14 protein-coding genes and 1 tRNA gene are annotated in these 15,365 nt (G+C 51.8%); 8 read left to right on the plus strand and 7 right to left on the minus strand.

Features of this window, described 5'->3' with window-relative positions; translation table 11 throughout:
- Positions 1–194: 194 nt before the first annotated feature.
- The 6 genes from purE to B5D23_RS11830 form a co-directional block, all read right to left on the minus strand.
- Positions 195–689: a 5-(carboxyamino)imidazole ribonucleotide mutase gene (gene purE, locus B5D23_RS11805; RefSeq protein ID WP_078685652.1), complete on the minus strand. Its 495-nt coding sequence runs from the start codon at positions 687–689 to the stop codon at positions 195–197.
- Positions 690–1,967 carry a phosphoribosylamine--glycine ligase gene (purD, locus tag B5D23_RS11810; RefSeq protein ID WP_078685653.1) on the minus strand — a complete coding sequence of 426 codons (1,278 nt, stop codon included), beginning with the start codon at positions 1,965–1,967 and terminating at the stop codon, positions 690–692.
- Between the two features lie 302 nt (positions 1,968–2,269).
- Positions 2,270–2,497 carry a hypothetical protein gene (locus B5D23_RS11815; protein WP_078685654.1) on the minus strand — a complete coding sequence of 76 codons (228 nt, stop codon included), beginning with the start codon at positions 2,495–2,497 and terminating at the stop codon, positions 2,270–2,272.
- A gap of 196 nt (positions 2,498–2,693) precedes the next feature.
- Positions 2,694–3,221, minus strand: coding sequence for a hypothetical protein (locus B5D23_RS11820; protein WP_078685655.1), 528 nt, complete (start codon positions 3,219–3,221; stop codon positions 2,694–2,696).
- A 115-nt stretch (positions 3,222–3,336) separates the two neighbouring features.
- Positions 3,337–4,176 carry an ABC transporter permease gene (locus tag B5D23_RS11825; protein ID WP_078685656.1) on the minus strand — a complete coding sequence of 280 codons (840 nt, stop codon included), beginning with the start codon at positions 4,174–4,176 and terminating at the stop codon, positions 3,337–3,339.
- Positions 4,176–5,171: an ABC transporter permease gene (locus tag B5D23_RS11830; RefSeq protein WP_078685712.1), complete on the minus strand. Its 996-nt coding sequence runs from the start codon at positions 5,169–5,171 to the stop codon at positions 4,176–4,178. The genes B5D23_RS11825 and B5D23_RS11830 overlap by 1 nt, the downstream gene beginning before the upstream one ends.
- A gap of 163 nt (positions 5,172–5,334) precedes the next feature.
- Here B5D23_RS11830 and B5D23_RS11835 point away from each other — a divergent pair.
- The 5 genes from B5D23_RS11835 to B5D23_RS11855 all read left to right on the plus strand — a co-directional run bounded on the left by B5D23_RS11835 (position 5,335) and on the right by B5D23_RS11855 (position 9,380).
- A tRNA-Ala gene (locus B5D23_RS11835) sits at positions 5,335–5,410 on the plus strand.
- Between the two features lie 294 nt (positions 5,411–5,704).
- A complete protein-coding gene (locus tag B5D23_RS11840) occupies positions 5,705–7,066 on the plus strand; it encodes a metal-dependent hydrolase family protein (protein WP_159445988.1) in 1,362 nt (453 codons plus the stop codon).
- A 332-nt stretch (positions 7,067–7,398) separates the two neighbouring features.
- Entirely contained in the window at positions 7,399–7,689 is a 291-nt protein-coding gene (locus B5D23_RS11845) for a DUF3861 family protein (protein WP_078685658.1), read from the plus strand.
- 217 nt (positions 7,690–7,906) lie between these two features.
- Positions 7,907–8,740 carry an AraC family transcriptional regulator gene (locus B5D23_RS11850; RefSeq protein WP_078685659.1) on the plus strand — a complete coding sequence of 278 codons (834 nt, stop codon included), beginning with the start codon at positions 7,907–7,909 and terminating at the stop codon, positions 8,738–8,740.
- A gap of 10 nt (positions 8,741–8,750) precedes the next feature.
- Positions 8,751–9,380: a LysE family translocator gene (locus B5D23_RS11855; RefSeq protein WP_078685660.1), complete on the plus strand. Its 630-nt coding sequence runs from the start codon at positions 8,751–8,753 to the stop codon at positions 9,378–9,380.
- Positions 9,381–9,471: 91 nt separating this feature from the next.
- On the opposite strand, the gene rsgA is transcribed toward B5D23_RS11855, so the two are convergent.
- The gene (rsgA, locus tag B5D23_RS11860; protein WP_078685661.1) at positions 9,472–10,581 is read right to left on the minus strand and encodes a ribosome small subunit-dependent GTPase A; all 1,110 of its coding nucleotides are present in this window, start codon (positions 10,579–10,581) and stop codon (positions 9,472–9,474) included.
- Positions 10,582–11,539: 958 nt separating this feature from the next.
- On the opposite strand from rsgA, the gene B5D23_RS11865 reads away from it, so the two are divergent.
- The 3 genes from B5D23_RS11865 to B5D23_RS11875 are packed head-to-tail and all read left to right on the plus strand — an operon-like array spanning position 11,540 to position 15,317.
- Positions 11,540–13,684, plus strand: a complete 2,145-nt coding sequence (locus B5D23_RS11865; RefSeq protein WP_159445989.1) for a CotH kinase family protein — start codon at positions 11,540–11,542, stop codon at positions 13,682–13,684.
- Entirely contained in the window at positions 13,681–14,616 is a 936-nt protein-coding gene (locus B5D23_RS11870) for a DUF4956 domain-containing protein (RefSeq protein ID WP_233813038.1), read from the plus strand. The genes B5D23_RS11865 and B5D23_RS11870 overlap by 4 nt, the downstream gene beginning before the upstream one ends.
- A gap of 8 nt (positions 14,617–14,624) precedes the next feature.
- Positions 14,625–15,317, plus strand: coding sequence for a polyphosphate polymerase domain-containing protein (locus tag B5D23_RS11875; RefSeq protein WP_078685663.1), 693 nt, complete (start codon positions 14,625–14,627; stop codon positions 15,315–15,317).
- Positions 15,318–15,365 lie beyond the last annotated feature (48 nt).

Genomic DNA, 15,365 nt, shown 5'->3' on the forward strand with positions numbered 1-15,365 from the left:
AAGATGACTTGGGGACGGGATGCGAAATGGCCGAAGGGCAGCAGAGCCAGTGGAGAAGAATGGGGCGAAAAAAGCGCACAGAGAATTCTAGCACAGATATGTGGATTGCAAAATCGCGAGACGTGGTGCTGTTGGCCATAAAAAAGCCCCCGCCTCAAAGTGAGACAGGGGCTGTATATGCTTGGGGGCAGGCGTTAGCCGTGGCGCTGTAGTTCTTTTGCAGCAAGCTCGACGCCTTCTTTAAAGTCTTCGCGGACTTCACGGAGCTTTTGCGCAAGCTCGGTGTCGTGCAGGGCGAGAATCTGGGCCGCCATCCATGCGGCGTTACGTGCGCCTGCGCGGTCCAGTGCAACGGTACCGACTGGGAATCCCGGAGGCATCTGCACGGTTGCGAGCAGGGCGTCCATGCCGCCAAGGGCGGATGCAGTCACCGGAATGCCGATGACGGGGCGAATGGTTTTTGCGGCAACAGCACCAGCAAGGTGTGCGGCCATGCCAGCAGCGCAGATAAAAACCTGGCAGCCGCTGTCTTCCATTTCCTGAATCAGACGGGCTGTGCGCTCTGGTGTACGGTGTGCACTGGTCACCGTAAAGGTGTAGTCAATGCCAAGGTCATCAAGCACATCCGCGCATGGGCGGACGGTTTCTTCATCGGACAGGCTGCCCATGAAAATTGCAACGGTACTCATCTAGTTCTGCCTCCTCAGGCCCTTGTCACCAATGTCGTGACGGAAGTAGGACTTGTCAAAGTGGACTTTCTCCACTCCCTCATACGCACGTTTCCGGGCTTCGCCCAGGTCAGCACCGAGAGCAGTTACACCCAGAATACGGCCGCCAGAGCTGAGGATTTTTCCGTCCTCGGCTTTGGTGCCTGCATGGAAAACGGTCACGGTGTCGAGTGCGTTTGCTTCTTCGAGTCCGGTGATTTCCATGCCTTTGGGGTAGGCTCCGGGGTATCCTTCTGCTGCCATGACAACACAGCATGCAGTTTCTTCTTTCCAGCGAATGTCGAGTGCATCGAGTTTGCCATCAAGGCAGGCCTGCATAATTTCTGCGAGGTCTGTATCCAGACGGGACAAAAGTGGCTGGCACTCTGGATCGCCAAAGCGGACATTGTACTCCAAAACCTTGGGGCCTTCATCCGTAAACATCAGGCCAGCGTAAAGGACGCCAACAAAGGGGCGGCCATTGGCTGCCATGTCTTCGATGATGGGACGGATAACCAGCTCTGTGGTTTTTTCGTAATCAGATGGGGGGAGGATGGGTGCAGGTGAGTATGCGCCCATGCCGCCGGTGTTCGGGCCTGTGTCGCCTTCACCGATGGCTTTGTGGTCCTGGGAGGAGGGCATGCACACAATGTGTTCGCCATCGCTAAAGGCCAGGAAAGAGGCTTCTTCGCCAATAAGTGCGTCTTCGATGACGACGCGCTCGCCAGCAGCACCAAAGACCTGCTTGATCATCATTTGATCAATGGCTTCGAGGGCTTCTGCTGGTTCTTTTGCCACCACAACACCCTTGCCAGCAGCAAGGCCATCAGCCTTGACTACGCAGGGGTAATCGCGATGTTTCAGGTAAATTTTGGCAGCTTCGGGGTCATCAAAGACTTTGAAGTCTGCTGTGGGAACGCCTGCACGCTGCATGACTGTCTTTGCAAACGCCTTGGAGCCTTCAAGCTGGGCTGCATAGGCATTGGGTCCAAAACAGGGAATGTTTGCGGTGGCAAGGGCCTCGCTCAGGCCAAGCACCAGCGGGAGTTCTGGACCGATGACGACGAGGTCAATCTCGTTATCACGGGCAAAGGAGGTAAGGCGGGGAAGGTCGTCGTCTTTGATGTCGACGTTTTCGCCAAGAGATGCTGTTCCACCATTGCCAGGGGCAATAAACAGTTTTTCGACGAGTGGGCTATTGGAAAGTTTCCAGGCCAGCGCATGTTCGCGGCCGCCGGATCCAACGATGAGTATCCGCAAGGTGTCCTCCTTTTGGGCATTGGTAGTCGCTCTCTACCAAGAAGACGTACTTTGTCCCGAAACCGCGCTGCGAGGGAAACGGCCCGTCGCAACTGGATTCGGGCGTGAGATGGCTCCTCACTGCATAGCAGTGACGCGCGTTAAGTAGCCTACACCGACGCAGAAGGCAATCGCGGCAAGAGCTGAATCCGGGCCTGTGGTGCCTTTTTGATGTGCAAAAAAGAAGGGCGCAGGCCTCAAGATGCAAAGAAAAGAGCCTGTTTTGTGAACTCTGACATTTTTTTTTGAGGGGCAGTGTCTTTTTATAGTCTTTTTGAACCTGGGCCACGGCGTGGCGCAAGATAGTGTGCCAAAGCTGTAAAAAGAAGAATTGAACCGGAAAGGGCCGAGCACAGAAGCCAGAGTCGGCTTTCAAAGCTGGCGAGTACAAGGCCAATAACGATTCCAGAAACCAGAAGCGCCTGAAATCGTGTCCCAAGTGGGAAGGAACGGAAGTGAGGGACTCGAACAGGTGAAACGTGTTGCCTCATTCATTTCCTCCGGGCTGAAATGTGTGATGTTCTGGGATTTCGTGGGGCTGGCTTTCTCTGTTTTTTGACTCATAGCGTAACATGTTGAAAGAACATGCCTTTTCATAGAGCAAAATTTGAGAGCAGCGCAGAACACCCACTTCGGCGACAACAATACACCACGGGGAGCATGAGGAAAAGCCGGGAGAGCTTTTTTTTAGGCAGAACTTTTTTTTCGCACAGGAACACCAATAAACTGGGCAAGATCCTCGGCGATCGGTGGCGGCGGAAGCGTTATGCTGCAAAAGCTGGCTATGGGGCGCAATTCGCCTTTGATCTGCGCATAAAGTCCGTAATAGGGAGGGGAATACTCATAGACAATGGCCTGAACATCGGTGAGCAGGCATTTGGCCTGCCGTCCACAGCAGCTTGGGACGATGCGCTGGGACAGGCAGAGGCTGTTACGGTTTTTGTCACAGCGGAGCACTGTAAGGGTGAGACCTCGGACAAGACAATAGAGAGAGGCGAGGAAAGGGAGAAGCAGGCTTGCTCGAAAAACAGGGTGCGTTTCAACGTCGATCTGTGCTGGAGCAAAGAGCGTGACGACTCCCAAAATGGACGCAAAGAGCAGCATGCTTACCGGGCGCTCCATGAGCATAAACTCGTGCTCTGTCTGCTGATACGAAATCGGCGGAGAGGGCGGCATCGGAGGGGTAAACACGGTTTTCTCCTTTTTCTGGACCATAGGTCTCTCCAAAGGTGGAAAAGGTGAATCTATAATTTATCTGAGGCGACCTCTCTTGTGTATACTCTGTGTTTGGCGTGTGTGCAAACATGGAATTGTTTGTTTTGCAAAGGAGTTATTGCCTGAGGCGAGGGTCGAGCAAGTCTCGCAGGGCTTCCCCGGCCAGATTGTAACCAAGAACTGTGAGCAGAATGGCGAATCCGGGATAAAAAGAAATCCACGGTGCAAAGCGCAACACGTCCTTGCCTTCCATGAGGATATTTCCCCAGCTTGGCATGGGCGGCTGAACGCCAAGACCAAGAAAAGACAGAGAGGATTCTGTGAGGATGGCTCCGGCGACGCCAAGGGTAGCCGAGACCAGAACAGGGGCAAGAGTGTTGGGCAGGATATGCGTAAAGATGATGCGCACCGGGCCTGCTCCTGCGGCGCGTGCTGCCAGCACATAGTCGCGCTTTCGCAGGGCGAGAGCCTCAGCCCGGACCAGTCGGGCGACGCCCATCCATGAGGTCAGGCCGATAACGATCATGATATTGACGAGGCTCGGTTCCAGAAAGGCGATAACCGCAAGGATCAGAAAGAAGGACGGGAAGCAGAGCATGACGTCCACGCCGCGCATGATGACTTCGTCTGTGAGTCCGCCAAAGTAGCCAGCAACGAGGCCAAGGACAAGGCCGATGCTTACGGAGAGGCCGACAGCAACAAATCCGACCCAGAGTGAGACTCTGCCACCATAGAGCATGCGGGACAGGATGTCGCGGCCAAGGGCGTCTGTCCCAAGGAGATGGACCGTAGAGGGGGGCTGGAGGATGTTGTTGACGTCAATAGCTGTGGGGTCAAAAGGCGCGATGAGCGGGGCAAGGATTGCCCCCAGTGACATGACAAGAACAATGCTCAGTCCGATGCTGAGCATGCCGTAGCGGTTCCAGAAGTGGGAAAAAGAGCGTGCGTTTGTCATTATCGGGAGTTCCTTGTTGCGCGGATTCTGGGGTCAGCAAGGCCATAGGCTATGTCGGCAAGCAGATTGCCTGCGAGTGTGAGCAGGGCACCAAGTACGAGGTTGCCCATGATGAGCGGGTAGTCTCGGGCCATGACGCCTTGGTAAAAAAGCTGTCCGAGTCCGGGCAGGGCAAAGATGGATTCGATGATAACGCTTCCGCCAATGAGACCGGGTACGGAAAGTCCCAGAATGGTGATGACCGGGAGCAGGGCGTTTCTGAGGGCGTGCTTGAACACGACGGTGTGCAGGGGGAGACCCTTTGCCCGTGCTGTCAGAATGTAGTCCTGACGAAGGACTTCGAGCATGCTTGAGCGCATAAAGCGGGACATGCCAGCAAGGCTGCCAAAGGTATAGATAAAGATGGGCAGCGCAAGGTGCTCGACAACATCCATGAATTTTCCCAAAGGCGTGAGTGAGACAAAGTTCATGGAGGTGACACCGGAAATAGGCAGGATGGGCCAGTAGATGCCCAGGGCATACATGAGGAGCAGTGCCAGCCAGAAGCCCGGCATGGCAAAGCCAATAAAGACAAGGACTGTGCTGGCTCGGTCAAACCATCGTCCTTGCCACCATGCCGAGGCAACGCCAATGGGAATGGCAATGCACAGGGTCAGAATGATGGAAATAAGGTTCATCCCAACGGTGAGGGGGAGTCGTTCCCGGATTTTGTCCCAGACGGGGCGATGGTCGCCACTCATGGAATTTCCGAAGTCGAACTGCACCAGCCGGGAGAGCCAGGTGAAATACTGTTCGTGCAAAGGCTTGTCGAGTCCATACAGGGCTTCGAGCTGTTGCCTGGCCTGAGCAGAGACTTCTGGGTTGAGCGTGGTTTGCAGGTCCGTTGGAGAGCCGGGAGCAAGATGGATAACTGTGAAACTGATGACAGTTATTCCAAGGAAAATGACGATGACCCAAAGGGTTTTTGTGAGCAGTCGCTTTAAGAGTGCTGGCATGTGTTTTTTGTATGGCATGTTGCGCGTTGAATCAATGCAGGAGTGATGCAGACCAGAAGAGACACATGCCTCGGGACGCGCCCGACTGTTTGGAAAAAATGAAAAACTCATGAATTTTTCTTTGACAATGGTTTAGATTTGTTGCAATTAAGAACCCGCATCTGGGGCTGTAGCTCAGTTGGGAGAGCGCTTGAATGGCATTCAAGAGGTCAGGAGTTCAATTCTCCTCAGCTCCACCAGAGAAATCACAGGGTTTAGACTTTTTGGTCTAAACCCTTTTTTGTGGGCTTTAGCCTGTTGAAGGCGCGAAGCTCACCAATAGGGAACCATCTGCTGTGTGGGTGGTTCTTTTTTTATGTCCTGATTTTGTGCAAAGAATCTGCATCCTTTCCGTATCTTTCCTCCTTGTTGAAAGTCTTGCCTCTCTCTTTTCTGTACCTCTTTTTAAAAAAAGACCGAGAGAATCCTATTGAGCGTATTGTTCGAGTGATAATGCTATGTTACTTTGTGCGCAATTTATGGAGGTCTTGTCTATGAGGTCATTTGCTGCATTGGGATTTGCTGTTGCTGCGTTTTTTTGCGCGGCGCTTGTGGGGACTGGAGAGTGCTTTTCTCAGGAAACAGCAGAGGAACAGTCTATGATTCTTCTTCAGAATGTACGAGTTTTTGATGGCAAGAGTGATGCGTTGCGTCCTGATCTGGATGTACTCGTAAAGGGAAATCACATTGAAAAGATTGGGAAAAAGCTTTCGGCACCAGACGGCGCGCGCGTGCTTGATGGTGGGGGACGGACTCTGACTCCGGGGTTCATTGATGCGCATACGCATTTGCAGTGGAATCTTGGAGTGTTTGAGCAGTTTGCTGCGCCGATTGATTATCAGGCTGCGCTGTCTTTGCTGGAGGCAAAAAATACGCTGATGCGTGGCTTTACCACTATTCGTGATGTTGCTGGTTCTGTTTTTGGCGTGAAGCGGTCTATTGATGAGGGCATATTCCCTGGACCTCGCATTTATTCTGGTGGTGCCGCGCTGACAATGACCGCGGGGCATGGTGATATGCGAACAGTGAATTCTTTGCCCCGACTTTTTGGTGGTGTCGAGTCTGAGGTGGAACGCATCGGGATGTGCATTTTTGCAGATGGCGTTCCTGAGGTTCTGACAGCCTGTCGAGTGCAGTTCCGAAATGGTGCTGATTTTATCAAGGTTTTTGCTGGTGGTGCGGTGTCTGGCATGTATGACCCCGTGGACATCGGGGAATATTCCAAGGAGGAACTTGAGGCCGCGGTTGGCGAGGCAAAACGCTGGAACACGTATGTTGCTGTGCATGCGTATACCGACAAGTCTGTTCGGGACGCGCTTGAAGCTGGAGCCATGACCATTGAGCACGCGAATTTGGTCAGTGAGGACACGATAAAACTCGCCGTGAAAAAAGGTGCGTACATAAGCGCGCAGACAGGTGTGTTTTTAAGCCCGCCGCCCGAAAGCTTCACTCCTGCCCAGAAGGCACGGCAAAAGCTGGTGGCAGACGGTTTGGATCATATGATGAAGATGGCGAAAAAGCATAAGGCCAAGATTGGTTTCGGTTCAGATATGATTGGCTCTATTGAACTGAAAAAGATGCAGAGCACGGAGTTCACGAATCGAACAAAGTGGTTCTCAAATGCGGAGATTTTGCGCCAGGCTACTTCTGTGAATGGTGAAATTCTTGCTCTGAGTGGCCCTCGTAACCCGTATCCGGGAAAGCTCGGAGTCATTGAAGAGGGAGCACTTGCTGATCTCCTGCTCATTCAGGGGAATCCTCTTGAAGACATCAAACTTCTTCTCAATCCAGAAGAAAATATTGATCTCATCATGAAGGATGGAACGATTTACAAGAATACCCTGAGCGAGAACTAGAGCACACTCTCGCGCTGTATTCCAAACAAAAAAGAAGGGCGTGGAGGCATAAGTCTCCACGCCCTTTTGTGTCGGATCTGAGGAAAGAGGGGCGAGATTGGTTGATGTGTTAAATACAACAAATGAAGCATTATATTAAACAGCACGCTTCGTTTTATTTAACAGAATGAGACTGCCGTCATCGAAATAAATTTTTAACTTATCGATTTTAATGAATATTTTATCTGGCACGCATTTTGGAATAGTGGGAGCAAAGAATGAGCGCCATTGTGGTGCGTTTGACCACGCGTTGAGTGAGTTGTCCTCTCGCGCAACAGAGGAAAGGTGAAATTATGAAGCATACATATCGTGTCGCCTTGAAGGAGCTGGCTTTGTCCCAGAAAGGAGCTGGCAGGTCTCTTCAGTTCGAGTTCGGAAGCCATGACGATGTCTTTGCGATTCTGGAACGTCTGAGTGGAAATGACGCCCTTGACGAGGACACCCGCGCCGCCCTGATTGTGGGTGTGAAGACCCTTGGCAGCGCTCTTCTTTCCAACCCAAAGTCCCCGGAAATGTCTCAACTCCTGCCGCATTTCAAGGGACTCATGATGGAGCTTAAAGCCGTTTTCACAGAGAATCCATAGCCATTCTTACTTGAGCTTTTCATCGTATAAGGACGGGCCTGGGGCACAGTGTGCTCTGGGCCTGTCTTGTTTTGGTCGCATCTGCCCTCCGCCCATATTTTCACTCTCTTCTGAAATGTGTATTCTTTGAGATGATCGTGTCTCATTGAGCAATTTTGTCCAAGTTTTTGCTTTGGCGTTATGCGATACAAAGAAAAAGGAGAAGTGAGGTCACGGTATGGCAGCAGCACAGTCTAATTCATTTCGCTTTATGCAAAGCACAAGTGATGTCCACATGACTGTCTTGCGCGCTGTTATGTCTGACTTCTCCTACGTCAAACATGCGCACGATGAGCTGGCTCTTGGCGTCACCCTTCATGGTATTCAGGAATTTTCCTGCAATGGTCAGCTGTTTCGTAGTGCTTCTGGTGACATTATTTGCTTCAATCCCGGTGAGGTTCATAACGGCAACCCCGGGGATTGTGACCCTTTGAAATACGTGATGCTCTATCTTGAGCCTGAGGACATTCGGAATTTTATGGGAAGCGTTGCAACTCATCATGTTTCGGATGTCTGGGTCCCTGAGACACATTTTCATGACGCGTTTTTACGCTTCCTTATTCTGGAGGCATCGCAGCTTGCTCCCAATGCTGAGCGCTTTCCCCTAGAATATGAACACGCTGTGTTCAAAATTGCAGAGCGTTTGGCGTGGCGGCAGGGGCTGGTCCGCCCGGAACTCTGGCTGCGACGAAAGGATTCGCTTTTCGTCAAAGTGATGGACTATGTGCACGAGATGCTTGGCGAGGATATCTCTGTTGAAGAGTTGAGCTCCCTTGTGCACATGTCGAAGTTTCATTTCATTCGCCTCTTCCGAACGCAGTTTGGTCTGACTCCTCATCAGTTTATTCTGAACCAGCGGGTGAACAGGGCGAGGGAAGCGTTGACCAAAGGCGGACGTCCGTCAGATGTCGCTCAGGATTTTGGTTTTTTTGACGGAAGCCATTTGAACAGGCATTTCAAGCGTATTTATGGGATCACACCGAAGCAGTATCAAATTCAGCTGTTAAAGTGAGGTCAGGAAGATGCTTGGAATTTTGCTCTACAGTCTTGGCATTATGTACACCCCCGGCCCCGTGAATATCCTGAGCCTGAACCGTGGTGTGCAGGCCCGGTACACTCTGCATATACCCTTTTGCTGTGGTGTGGGCGTTGCCCTGTTTTTTTGGTTTCTTTTGATTGGCTATGCGGGCAGTGCCCTTTTGGGCAGGACTGCAATGCCTGTGATCTCTGCCTTTGGTGCTGGCTTTATTGTATATCTGGCCTGTAAGGTCTTGGCTTCCGCACAGCTGGAGTTCAAGGGCGAGGGCAAGGCCTATGTCTTGAGCTTTCGAGATGGGCTTGTGATGCAGCTTCTGAACCCTAAATCGTTTCTTGCGGTTCTCCCGGTGACGGCTGTCCAGTTCCCTGCTGCGGGCATAGATGGAACAGGAATAGCCCTGTGGTCTTTGGGCCTCGCCTGTCTTGGCTTTGGTGCTCCACTTCTTTACGCCTACCTTGGTTCAAATCTCTCCCAGTTTGTTGAGAAACCAGTCTATTTTTTATGGTTCAACAGGGCTATGGGGATTGCCCTTGTTTGGGTCGCAGTCGACATGGTCTATACGCATATTTTTCAGGTTCTCTGGTCACACCAGCTTTCGGCAGCTTTCCCCTAAGCTTTGCGACAGCGTAAAAAAAGAGAACAAAAAAAGGCCCCGGCAGAGTTTGTCCTCTGTCTGGGCCTTTTGGATATTGAGTGAAGTGGAATTAGCGGCGTCGGCGTTTTAGATCTTTGATACGCAGAGCCACATCTTTCCAGCGTTCTTTTTCTATTCGGTCAGCACTCTTGGTACTTCGGCTTTCGAGGTAATCCAGCTCTCGTTGCATCTTATGGTAGCTTTCCAGCCGTTCGGCTGGCAGTTCTCCATTTTGAACAGCTCGGAGTACTGCGCATCCCGGTTCGGTCTGGTGTGTGCAGTCTGCAAAGCGGCAGTATTCTGCCAGTTGTTCGATGTCTTCGAAGCTTCGCTGGATGCCTTCCCCGCCTTCCGAAAATGCGATTTCGCGAATGCCGGGATTATCTATGAGCATTCCCCCCTGTGGCATTTTGAGGAGTTCGCGGTGTGTTGTTGCATGACGGCCTTTGCCAACGCTTTCACTCACGTGAGCTGTTATCTGGATGTCTTTTCCATACAGCATATTTGCCAGTGTAGACTTACCCGCTCCAGAAGAGCCGATCATGGCAACGGTTTGTCCCCTTTGGATGTACTGTTCCACCTCTTCTTTTCCCTGCATGTTTTTTGCCGAGCAGAGGATGACTGGAACTCCAAACGCGATGCTTTCGACCTCCATCTGGAAGTTTTCTGGGGCATTTTGCAAATCTGCTTTGGTCAGGATTATGACGGGATTTATCCCGCAGTTATAGACCAGCGTCAGGTAGCGCTCCAGACGGCGAAGATTAAAGTCGCGGTCCAGACCGCTGACAATAAAAACCGTGTCCAGATTTGCTGCGATGGGCTGCGTTTTTTGCGCAATGCCAGAGTGCCTGTCATGAGATCCTGCCTCACCTCGTGACAGCATGTTTTGCCGGGGCAGTACTGCTGTAATATGTTTGTCGTGGGTCAGGACCCAGTCGCCCGTGACAGGAAAATCAGCGTTTTTGGCGTGTAGGAGTTTTCCCGCTGCCGAGCACAGCCATTCCTCTTGTGCATTCGAAACGAGGAAAAGGTTTCTTTGAACACTGATGACTCGGGCCACACAATGTGGCTCCGTGGCCATGTCTTCAAGGAAAAGGACTGTATTTTTTTTCCAGCCAAGCTGAAAAAGGTGGTCGAGAGGATTTCGGCGCTGTGGATGTGTTGCACAGGGATTGGTCATGGTTCATCACCGTTATGTATGGGCTGCAGTGTGCAGCAAAGAATGCAAAACTCCGTGATTTTTCACGGATAGGCGTCAATCGGGATGAATGTGGTGCAGAAAGAAGGGTACACCAAAAGACCAGCATTATTTATAATGCCAAACGCACAGGCAAAGACGCCGGAATGTTTTCCGCAGGATGCAGAAAAGAGAGGTCTATGCCTGGTGGCGGCCCTTCAGTTCGGCACGCACGAGCACAAGATCCATAAACCGTGTTGATGACATAAAATCTCCTGAATAAATGATGCCCAAACCCTCTATGTTTTTTGAGACTTGGTCAAGGGGTGCCATTATGAATGAGTGGGAGGGAGAAATTGGGGGCCAGCCCCAGCGCGGTAGCGCTGGATGGGTGGGTGGGAGAAGTTGGGGGCCAGCCCCCAACCCCCCGCGTAAGGGAATGATTCCCTTACGTATCCTCATCGAGTTTGAATTCCCTCCACGCTTCGCGTGAATGAAATTCAAACTTGGGTGAGAAGGTGTAAAGAGCTTCTTCCTCTTTCCTGTGCGTTGTCACCATTTTCTTTTTGAACGCGAGCGTTCAAAAAGAAAATAAGTGCGGCAAAAAAGGGAAAAGAACACGCAATCGGGAAATGCCACTAGCTGTTTTGAACAGGTTGGCGGAGAGGAGAGCAAAGCTCTCATCCCGCCAACCTGTTCAAAACAGCGAAAGCGGGATTCCCAAGGGCCTCGTCCTTGGGCGGGGTCAAGGGGCAGCGCCCCTTGCAGAGTTTGGGACAGCGTCCCAATACCCCCCCCATCCAAAGCCCTTGCAGAGCAGGCAGAGATTTCCTTTCTGAGTCGAAATCATGTATTGGCTAGCGAGAATTTGCACGAGTTGCAGACGAGTAACGAGAAGAGAAAAAGAGTGTATTTACGAATAAAAAAGAGGCAAATGCAAAGTCTTTGCAGGGGCTTCCTGATGGCTCTGATGCTGCTGATGGTCCTTGTGCTACCATACAAGGCCGAAGCTGCGGCAAGACTGTGTATCAATGAATTTTTCTGTGAAGGCGCGTCTAACTTCCCGGACTGGATAGAAATCTATAACGGGGGGGACGAGGCGGCGTCGCTGCAGGGCTACTTCCTCTCGGACGACCTGGATTATCCACGTTGGGAGATAAAGCCGAACTTCGTGCTTGGTCCGGGCGAGATGCGCGTCTTTGTGTGCGACAAAAAAGACTCCTACGACCACACGAATTTCCGCTTAAGCTCTGGCGGTGGAGATGTGTGCCTGTTTGCACCGGACGGAACGCTCGTGGATTTCTTGACCTACGCCAAAACTAAACGACTGCATTCTATTGGGCGCTACCCTGACGGCGGAGAGAGCTGGTTCTACTTTGATGAGCCAAGCTATGGTCGACCGAATGGTGGTATCCGTACCCCATTTGGACTTGAGTCGCAGACCGTTGCCGCTCCTGCGCTGAACCTTGAGGCTGGCCGATATGATAAGGCCGTAGAACTCCGGCTTGCAGGGGGGGAGAGAGAAGAGGTGCACTTTACGCGTGATGGCTCAATCCCAACGCTTAAGTCCCCATTGTTTCCAAAGTACCTGAAGCTCGATGAAACCACAGTGCTTCGCCTGCGCCGAATTCGTCCTGATGGAACTCAAAGCGCGGTTGCAAGCTATTCATACGTGATGAATCCTCAGACTGATTTGGCGATTGTTTCGCTGATTTCAGATCCTGAAAATTTGTGGAACGCTGAAACCGGAATTCTGGTCAATGGTGAAGGATTTGAAAGCGGCAAAAGCTTGCGGCCAAACTGGAGCTATAACTGGCGCAGACCTGTGCATGTGGATTTCTTTGAAAGTCCGGAAAGAGGAAAGAAGGGCTTTTCGGTTGATGGTGAATTCCGTGTTTATGGTGGAGCGTCACGAAAACGCGTCCAAAAATCCATGTCGTTTTATATGGGGACAAAGGAAAATCCATATCCCATTGTGCATCAGCTCTATCCTAGAGAGCCGCAACTGACACATTTCTCTGGTTTTGGCCTAAGAAATGGTGGCGACTGGTGGCTTAAAAATCAGGTCATTGACGGCATCGGGCATAGTCTCGCAGCGGGTCAGATGAAAACGGGGCGCATGGCGTATCGGCCTGTGCGTGTGTACCTGAACGGAAATTATTGGGGATTGATGGGCTTGCGGAATCGGTTTAACCGCCGAAATGTCCTCTGGGAATATGGCCTGCCCTTGCAGAAAATTGACGACATAGAAAATACTCAAATTTCACGCGATAAAAATGGACCATGGAAGGGCGTGACGGAGCAGTTCCGAAAGACTGGCTCCTACAAGCAGGCTTTGGCCCACTGGGATATTGAAAGCTATTTGGATTACCTTTGCCTTGAGCTGTTCGTAAACAACACAGACTGGGTGGGGAACAATATTAAGGCATGGCGGCCCCGCGTTGACGACAGGAAGTGGCGGTGGTTTGCCTATGATCTGGATTACGGTCTGAGTGGAAAACGCTCGCCAGATTTTGATACACTGGCATGGCTCAAGGGGCACCCGTGGAGACAAAATTTGCGTTTGGGCATGCTGTCGACTGACCCTGAATTTGTGCGCGACTTTGTGACACGGATGAATGCGCATATGCTGACGACATTCACCGTTGAGCGCATGCTTGAGATTACAGATTCCATTGTGGATCAGATTACGCCAGAAATGCCGCTACACATTGCCCGATGGAAGTGGAAACGCCCCCGGATGAATATGGAACGCTGGAAAGATTCCATCGACCCAATCCGGGACTTCTGTCGAAAACGGCCAAAGGCAATGTACGGGCTTTTGCAAAAGCATTTCGGGTATGGGCCTTCTGTTGAGACAGAAGTTCATATTGGCGCTGTTTCTGGTGGCCATGTAGAGCTTTCTGGAGTGCCCGTTCCGACAGAAGAGATTAAAGGGGGCGTGCTCAAGGGAATTACACTGACGCTGCGCGCCGTGCCCCAAAAGGGGTACCGTTTTGTGCGCTGGGAAGGTGGAGAAAATTCTCCGGCACAGAATCAGTTCATTCAGGCTGGAATGCACACAGCGCTGCATCCAGTTTTTGAAAAAAAGATGAATAAGGAATGAAGAATATGAAAGACCAGACCAAGCTTGTCCGCTTCTTTGGGGCGAGCTGTGCTGTTGCGTGTATGAGTGCCGCTACGGTCTATGTTGTGCTCAAGGCCCTGTACCGCTCCGACATCAGCCCGCTCATGACGCAGGTGCCAGTTGCGCTTGCTGCGGGCCTTGTGGCTGGACTTGTTTACTGCTTTGTCATGCGCCGCTTGCTGCCTGCTGCTGGTGGACGAAATAGCCAGGAACTCAGTCGTGGACTGATGTGGTTTAACTGGAGTGTGCTTGGCATTTTTGCACTGCTTTTGCCTGTAGAAGCGCAATACAGCAACTTTGTCGTGGGACTGGTGCTTGCGGCAGGATGCGCGCGACTCATTGGGGCTATTTATACAGTCTTTGGCGCTTCGCTCTCCAACCGCCGTCGATTTGCGGGAAATTTTGTGATGCTTGCCGTCACGACCATGATGGTCATTAGCGTGGTGAAATCCTCACTGGCTCTGTCTCTTGGTCTTGTTGGTGCATTGTCTATCGTTCGTTTTCGTACCGCAGTGAAGGAACCGGAAGAGCTGGCTTTTCTGTTTTTTACCATCGCCATTGGCCTTGGTTTTGGCGCGGCCCGTTTTGATTACACCCTGATTGGGTTCTGGACCGTAAGCCTTGGCTACATTGCTTTCCGTCGTTTGACTCCGGCTCAGAAAATGGACAACGCCTATCTGTTGAGTTTTTGGGGAAGTGGCGACACGAATGCAGGTGACTTTGAAGCCTTCATGCAAAAGGAACTGGGTGAGTATGAGCTGACCCGTTTTGAGCGCAGTGGAGAATCTTTGCATGTGAGCCTTTTGGCTGAGCTGGAGAGCGTGGCTGTGTGCGCGGGTTTTGGTGAGCGCTTTAAGGCACAGTTCCCGGATATGGATATGAACATTGTTCAGACCCGGGGCCTGAGCTAGGTGCTGATATGAGCAGTTGTACTGATGGACGCGATTCATATCGCTATGAGCGAAAGTTTTTGGTTTCGCGACATTTGCAGCCTCGGCTTGCGGATGTGATCCTGAGTGCCCCGCAGGGTTTTCGGGAAATCTATCACGGCCGAGTCGTGAACAACGTCTATTTTGATACGCCGGGTTTTCGGTTTTTTCAGGAGAATCGGCAAGGCTATCCGTACCGGGAAAAGGTGCGGGTGCGCTGGTACGGCGAGGACGGTATTCAGTCCCCACGCCTTGAACTGAAACATCGGAATGGGCTGGTTGGAACAAAGGATGTGTTGCCTTTGCATGAGGCAAAGGCTCTGTGGGAGCCGCGCAGCTTTGACCTGCTTGCACAAGAGGCTCCAGAGATTCGCGAAATGGTCCCTCAGCTTGTGCAGCCAGTGCTCTATAATCGGTACTATCGAAAGTATTACCTTTCGGGTGATGGCCTGTTTCGCGTGACCGTTGATACACGGCTCTGCTACGAGCACCCTCGAGAGCTTCGGAAGGGTTGCGGCCCGCTAGGGCAGGGGAACCCGCTTGCTGACTCTGTGGTCGAGCTGAAATATGCAGGAGAGCACGACAGCGAGGCGGACAGCATTTCCCGGTTCTGGCCCTTTCGGCTTGCCAAGAAATCGAAATACGTTTCTGGCGTATGCCAACTCTTTTCTCTCCCTGAATAAAAAAAAGCCCCCGACCTTTGGCCGGGGGCTTTGTGTTTGTATGGCTGC

Origin of the sequence: Desulfobaculum bizertense DSM 18034, assembly GCF_900167065.1 — a bacterium.
GTDB lineage: Bacteria > Desulfobacterota > Desulfovibrionia > Desulfovibrionales > Desulfovibrionaceae > Desulfobaculum > Desulfobaculum bizertense.

Bases quoted from the DNA above. Each gene is read 5' to 3' on its own strand.
- B5D23_RS11840 (WP_159445988.1), top strand. From the start codon at position 5,705: ATGAGGTCATTTGCTGCATTGGGATTTGCTGTTGCTGCGTTTTTTTGC.
- B5D23_RS11855 (WP_078685660.1), top strand. From the start codon at position 8,751: ATGCTTGGAATTTTGCTCTACAGTCTTGGCATTATGTACACCCCCGGC.
- B5D23_RS11875 (WP_078685663.1), top strand. From the start codon at position 14,625: ATGAGCAGTTGTACTGATGGACGCGATTCATATCGCTATGAGCGAAAG.
- B5D23_RS11845 (WP_078685658.1), top strand. From the start codon at position 7,399: ATGAAGCATACATATCGTGTCGCCTTGAAGGAGCTGGCTTTGTCCCAG.
- B5D23_RS11870 (WP_233813038.1), top strand. From the start codon at position 13,681: ATGAAGAATATGAAAGACCAGACCAAGCTTGTCCGCTTCTTTGGGGCG.
- B5D23_RS11865 (WP_159445989.1), top strand. From the start codon at position 11,540: ATGGCTCTGATGCTGCTGATGGTCCTTGTGCTACCATACAAGGCCGAA.
- B5D23_RS11825 (WP_078685656.1), bottom strand. From the start codon at position 4,176: ATGACAAACGCACGCTCTTTTTCCCACTTCTGGAACCGCTACGGCATG.
- B5D23_RS11850 (WP_078685659.1), top strand. From the start codon at position 7,907: ATGGCAGCAGCACAGTCTAATTCATTTCGCTTTATGCAAAGCACAAGT.
- B5D23_RS11815 (WP_078685654.1), bottom strand. From the start codon at position 2,497: ATGAGGCAACACGTTTCACCTGTTCGAGTCCCTCACTTCCGTTCCTTC.
- B5D23_RS11820 (WP_078685655.1), bottom strand. From the start codon at position 3,221: ATGGTCCAGAAAAAGGAGAAAACCGTGTTTACCCCTCCGATGCCGCCC.
- B5D23_RS11830 (WP_078685712.1), bottom strand. From the start codon at position 5,171: ATGCCAGCACTCTTAAAGCGACTGCTCACAAAAACCCTTTGGGTCATC.
- purE (WP_078685652.1), bottom strand. From the start codon at position 689: ATGAGTACCGTTGCAATTTTCATGGGCAGCCTGTCCGATGAAGAAACC.
- rsgA (WP_078685661.1), bottom strand. From the start codon at position 10,581: ATGACCAATCCCTGTGCAACACATCCACAGCGCCGAAATCCTCTCGAC.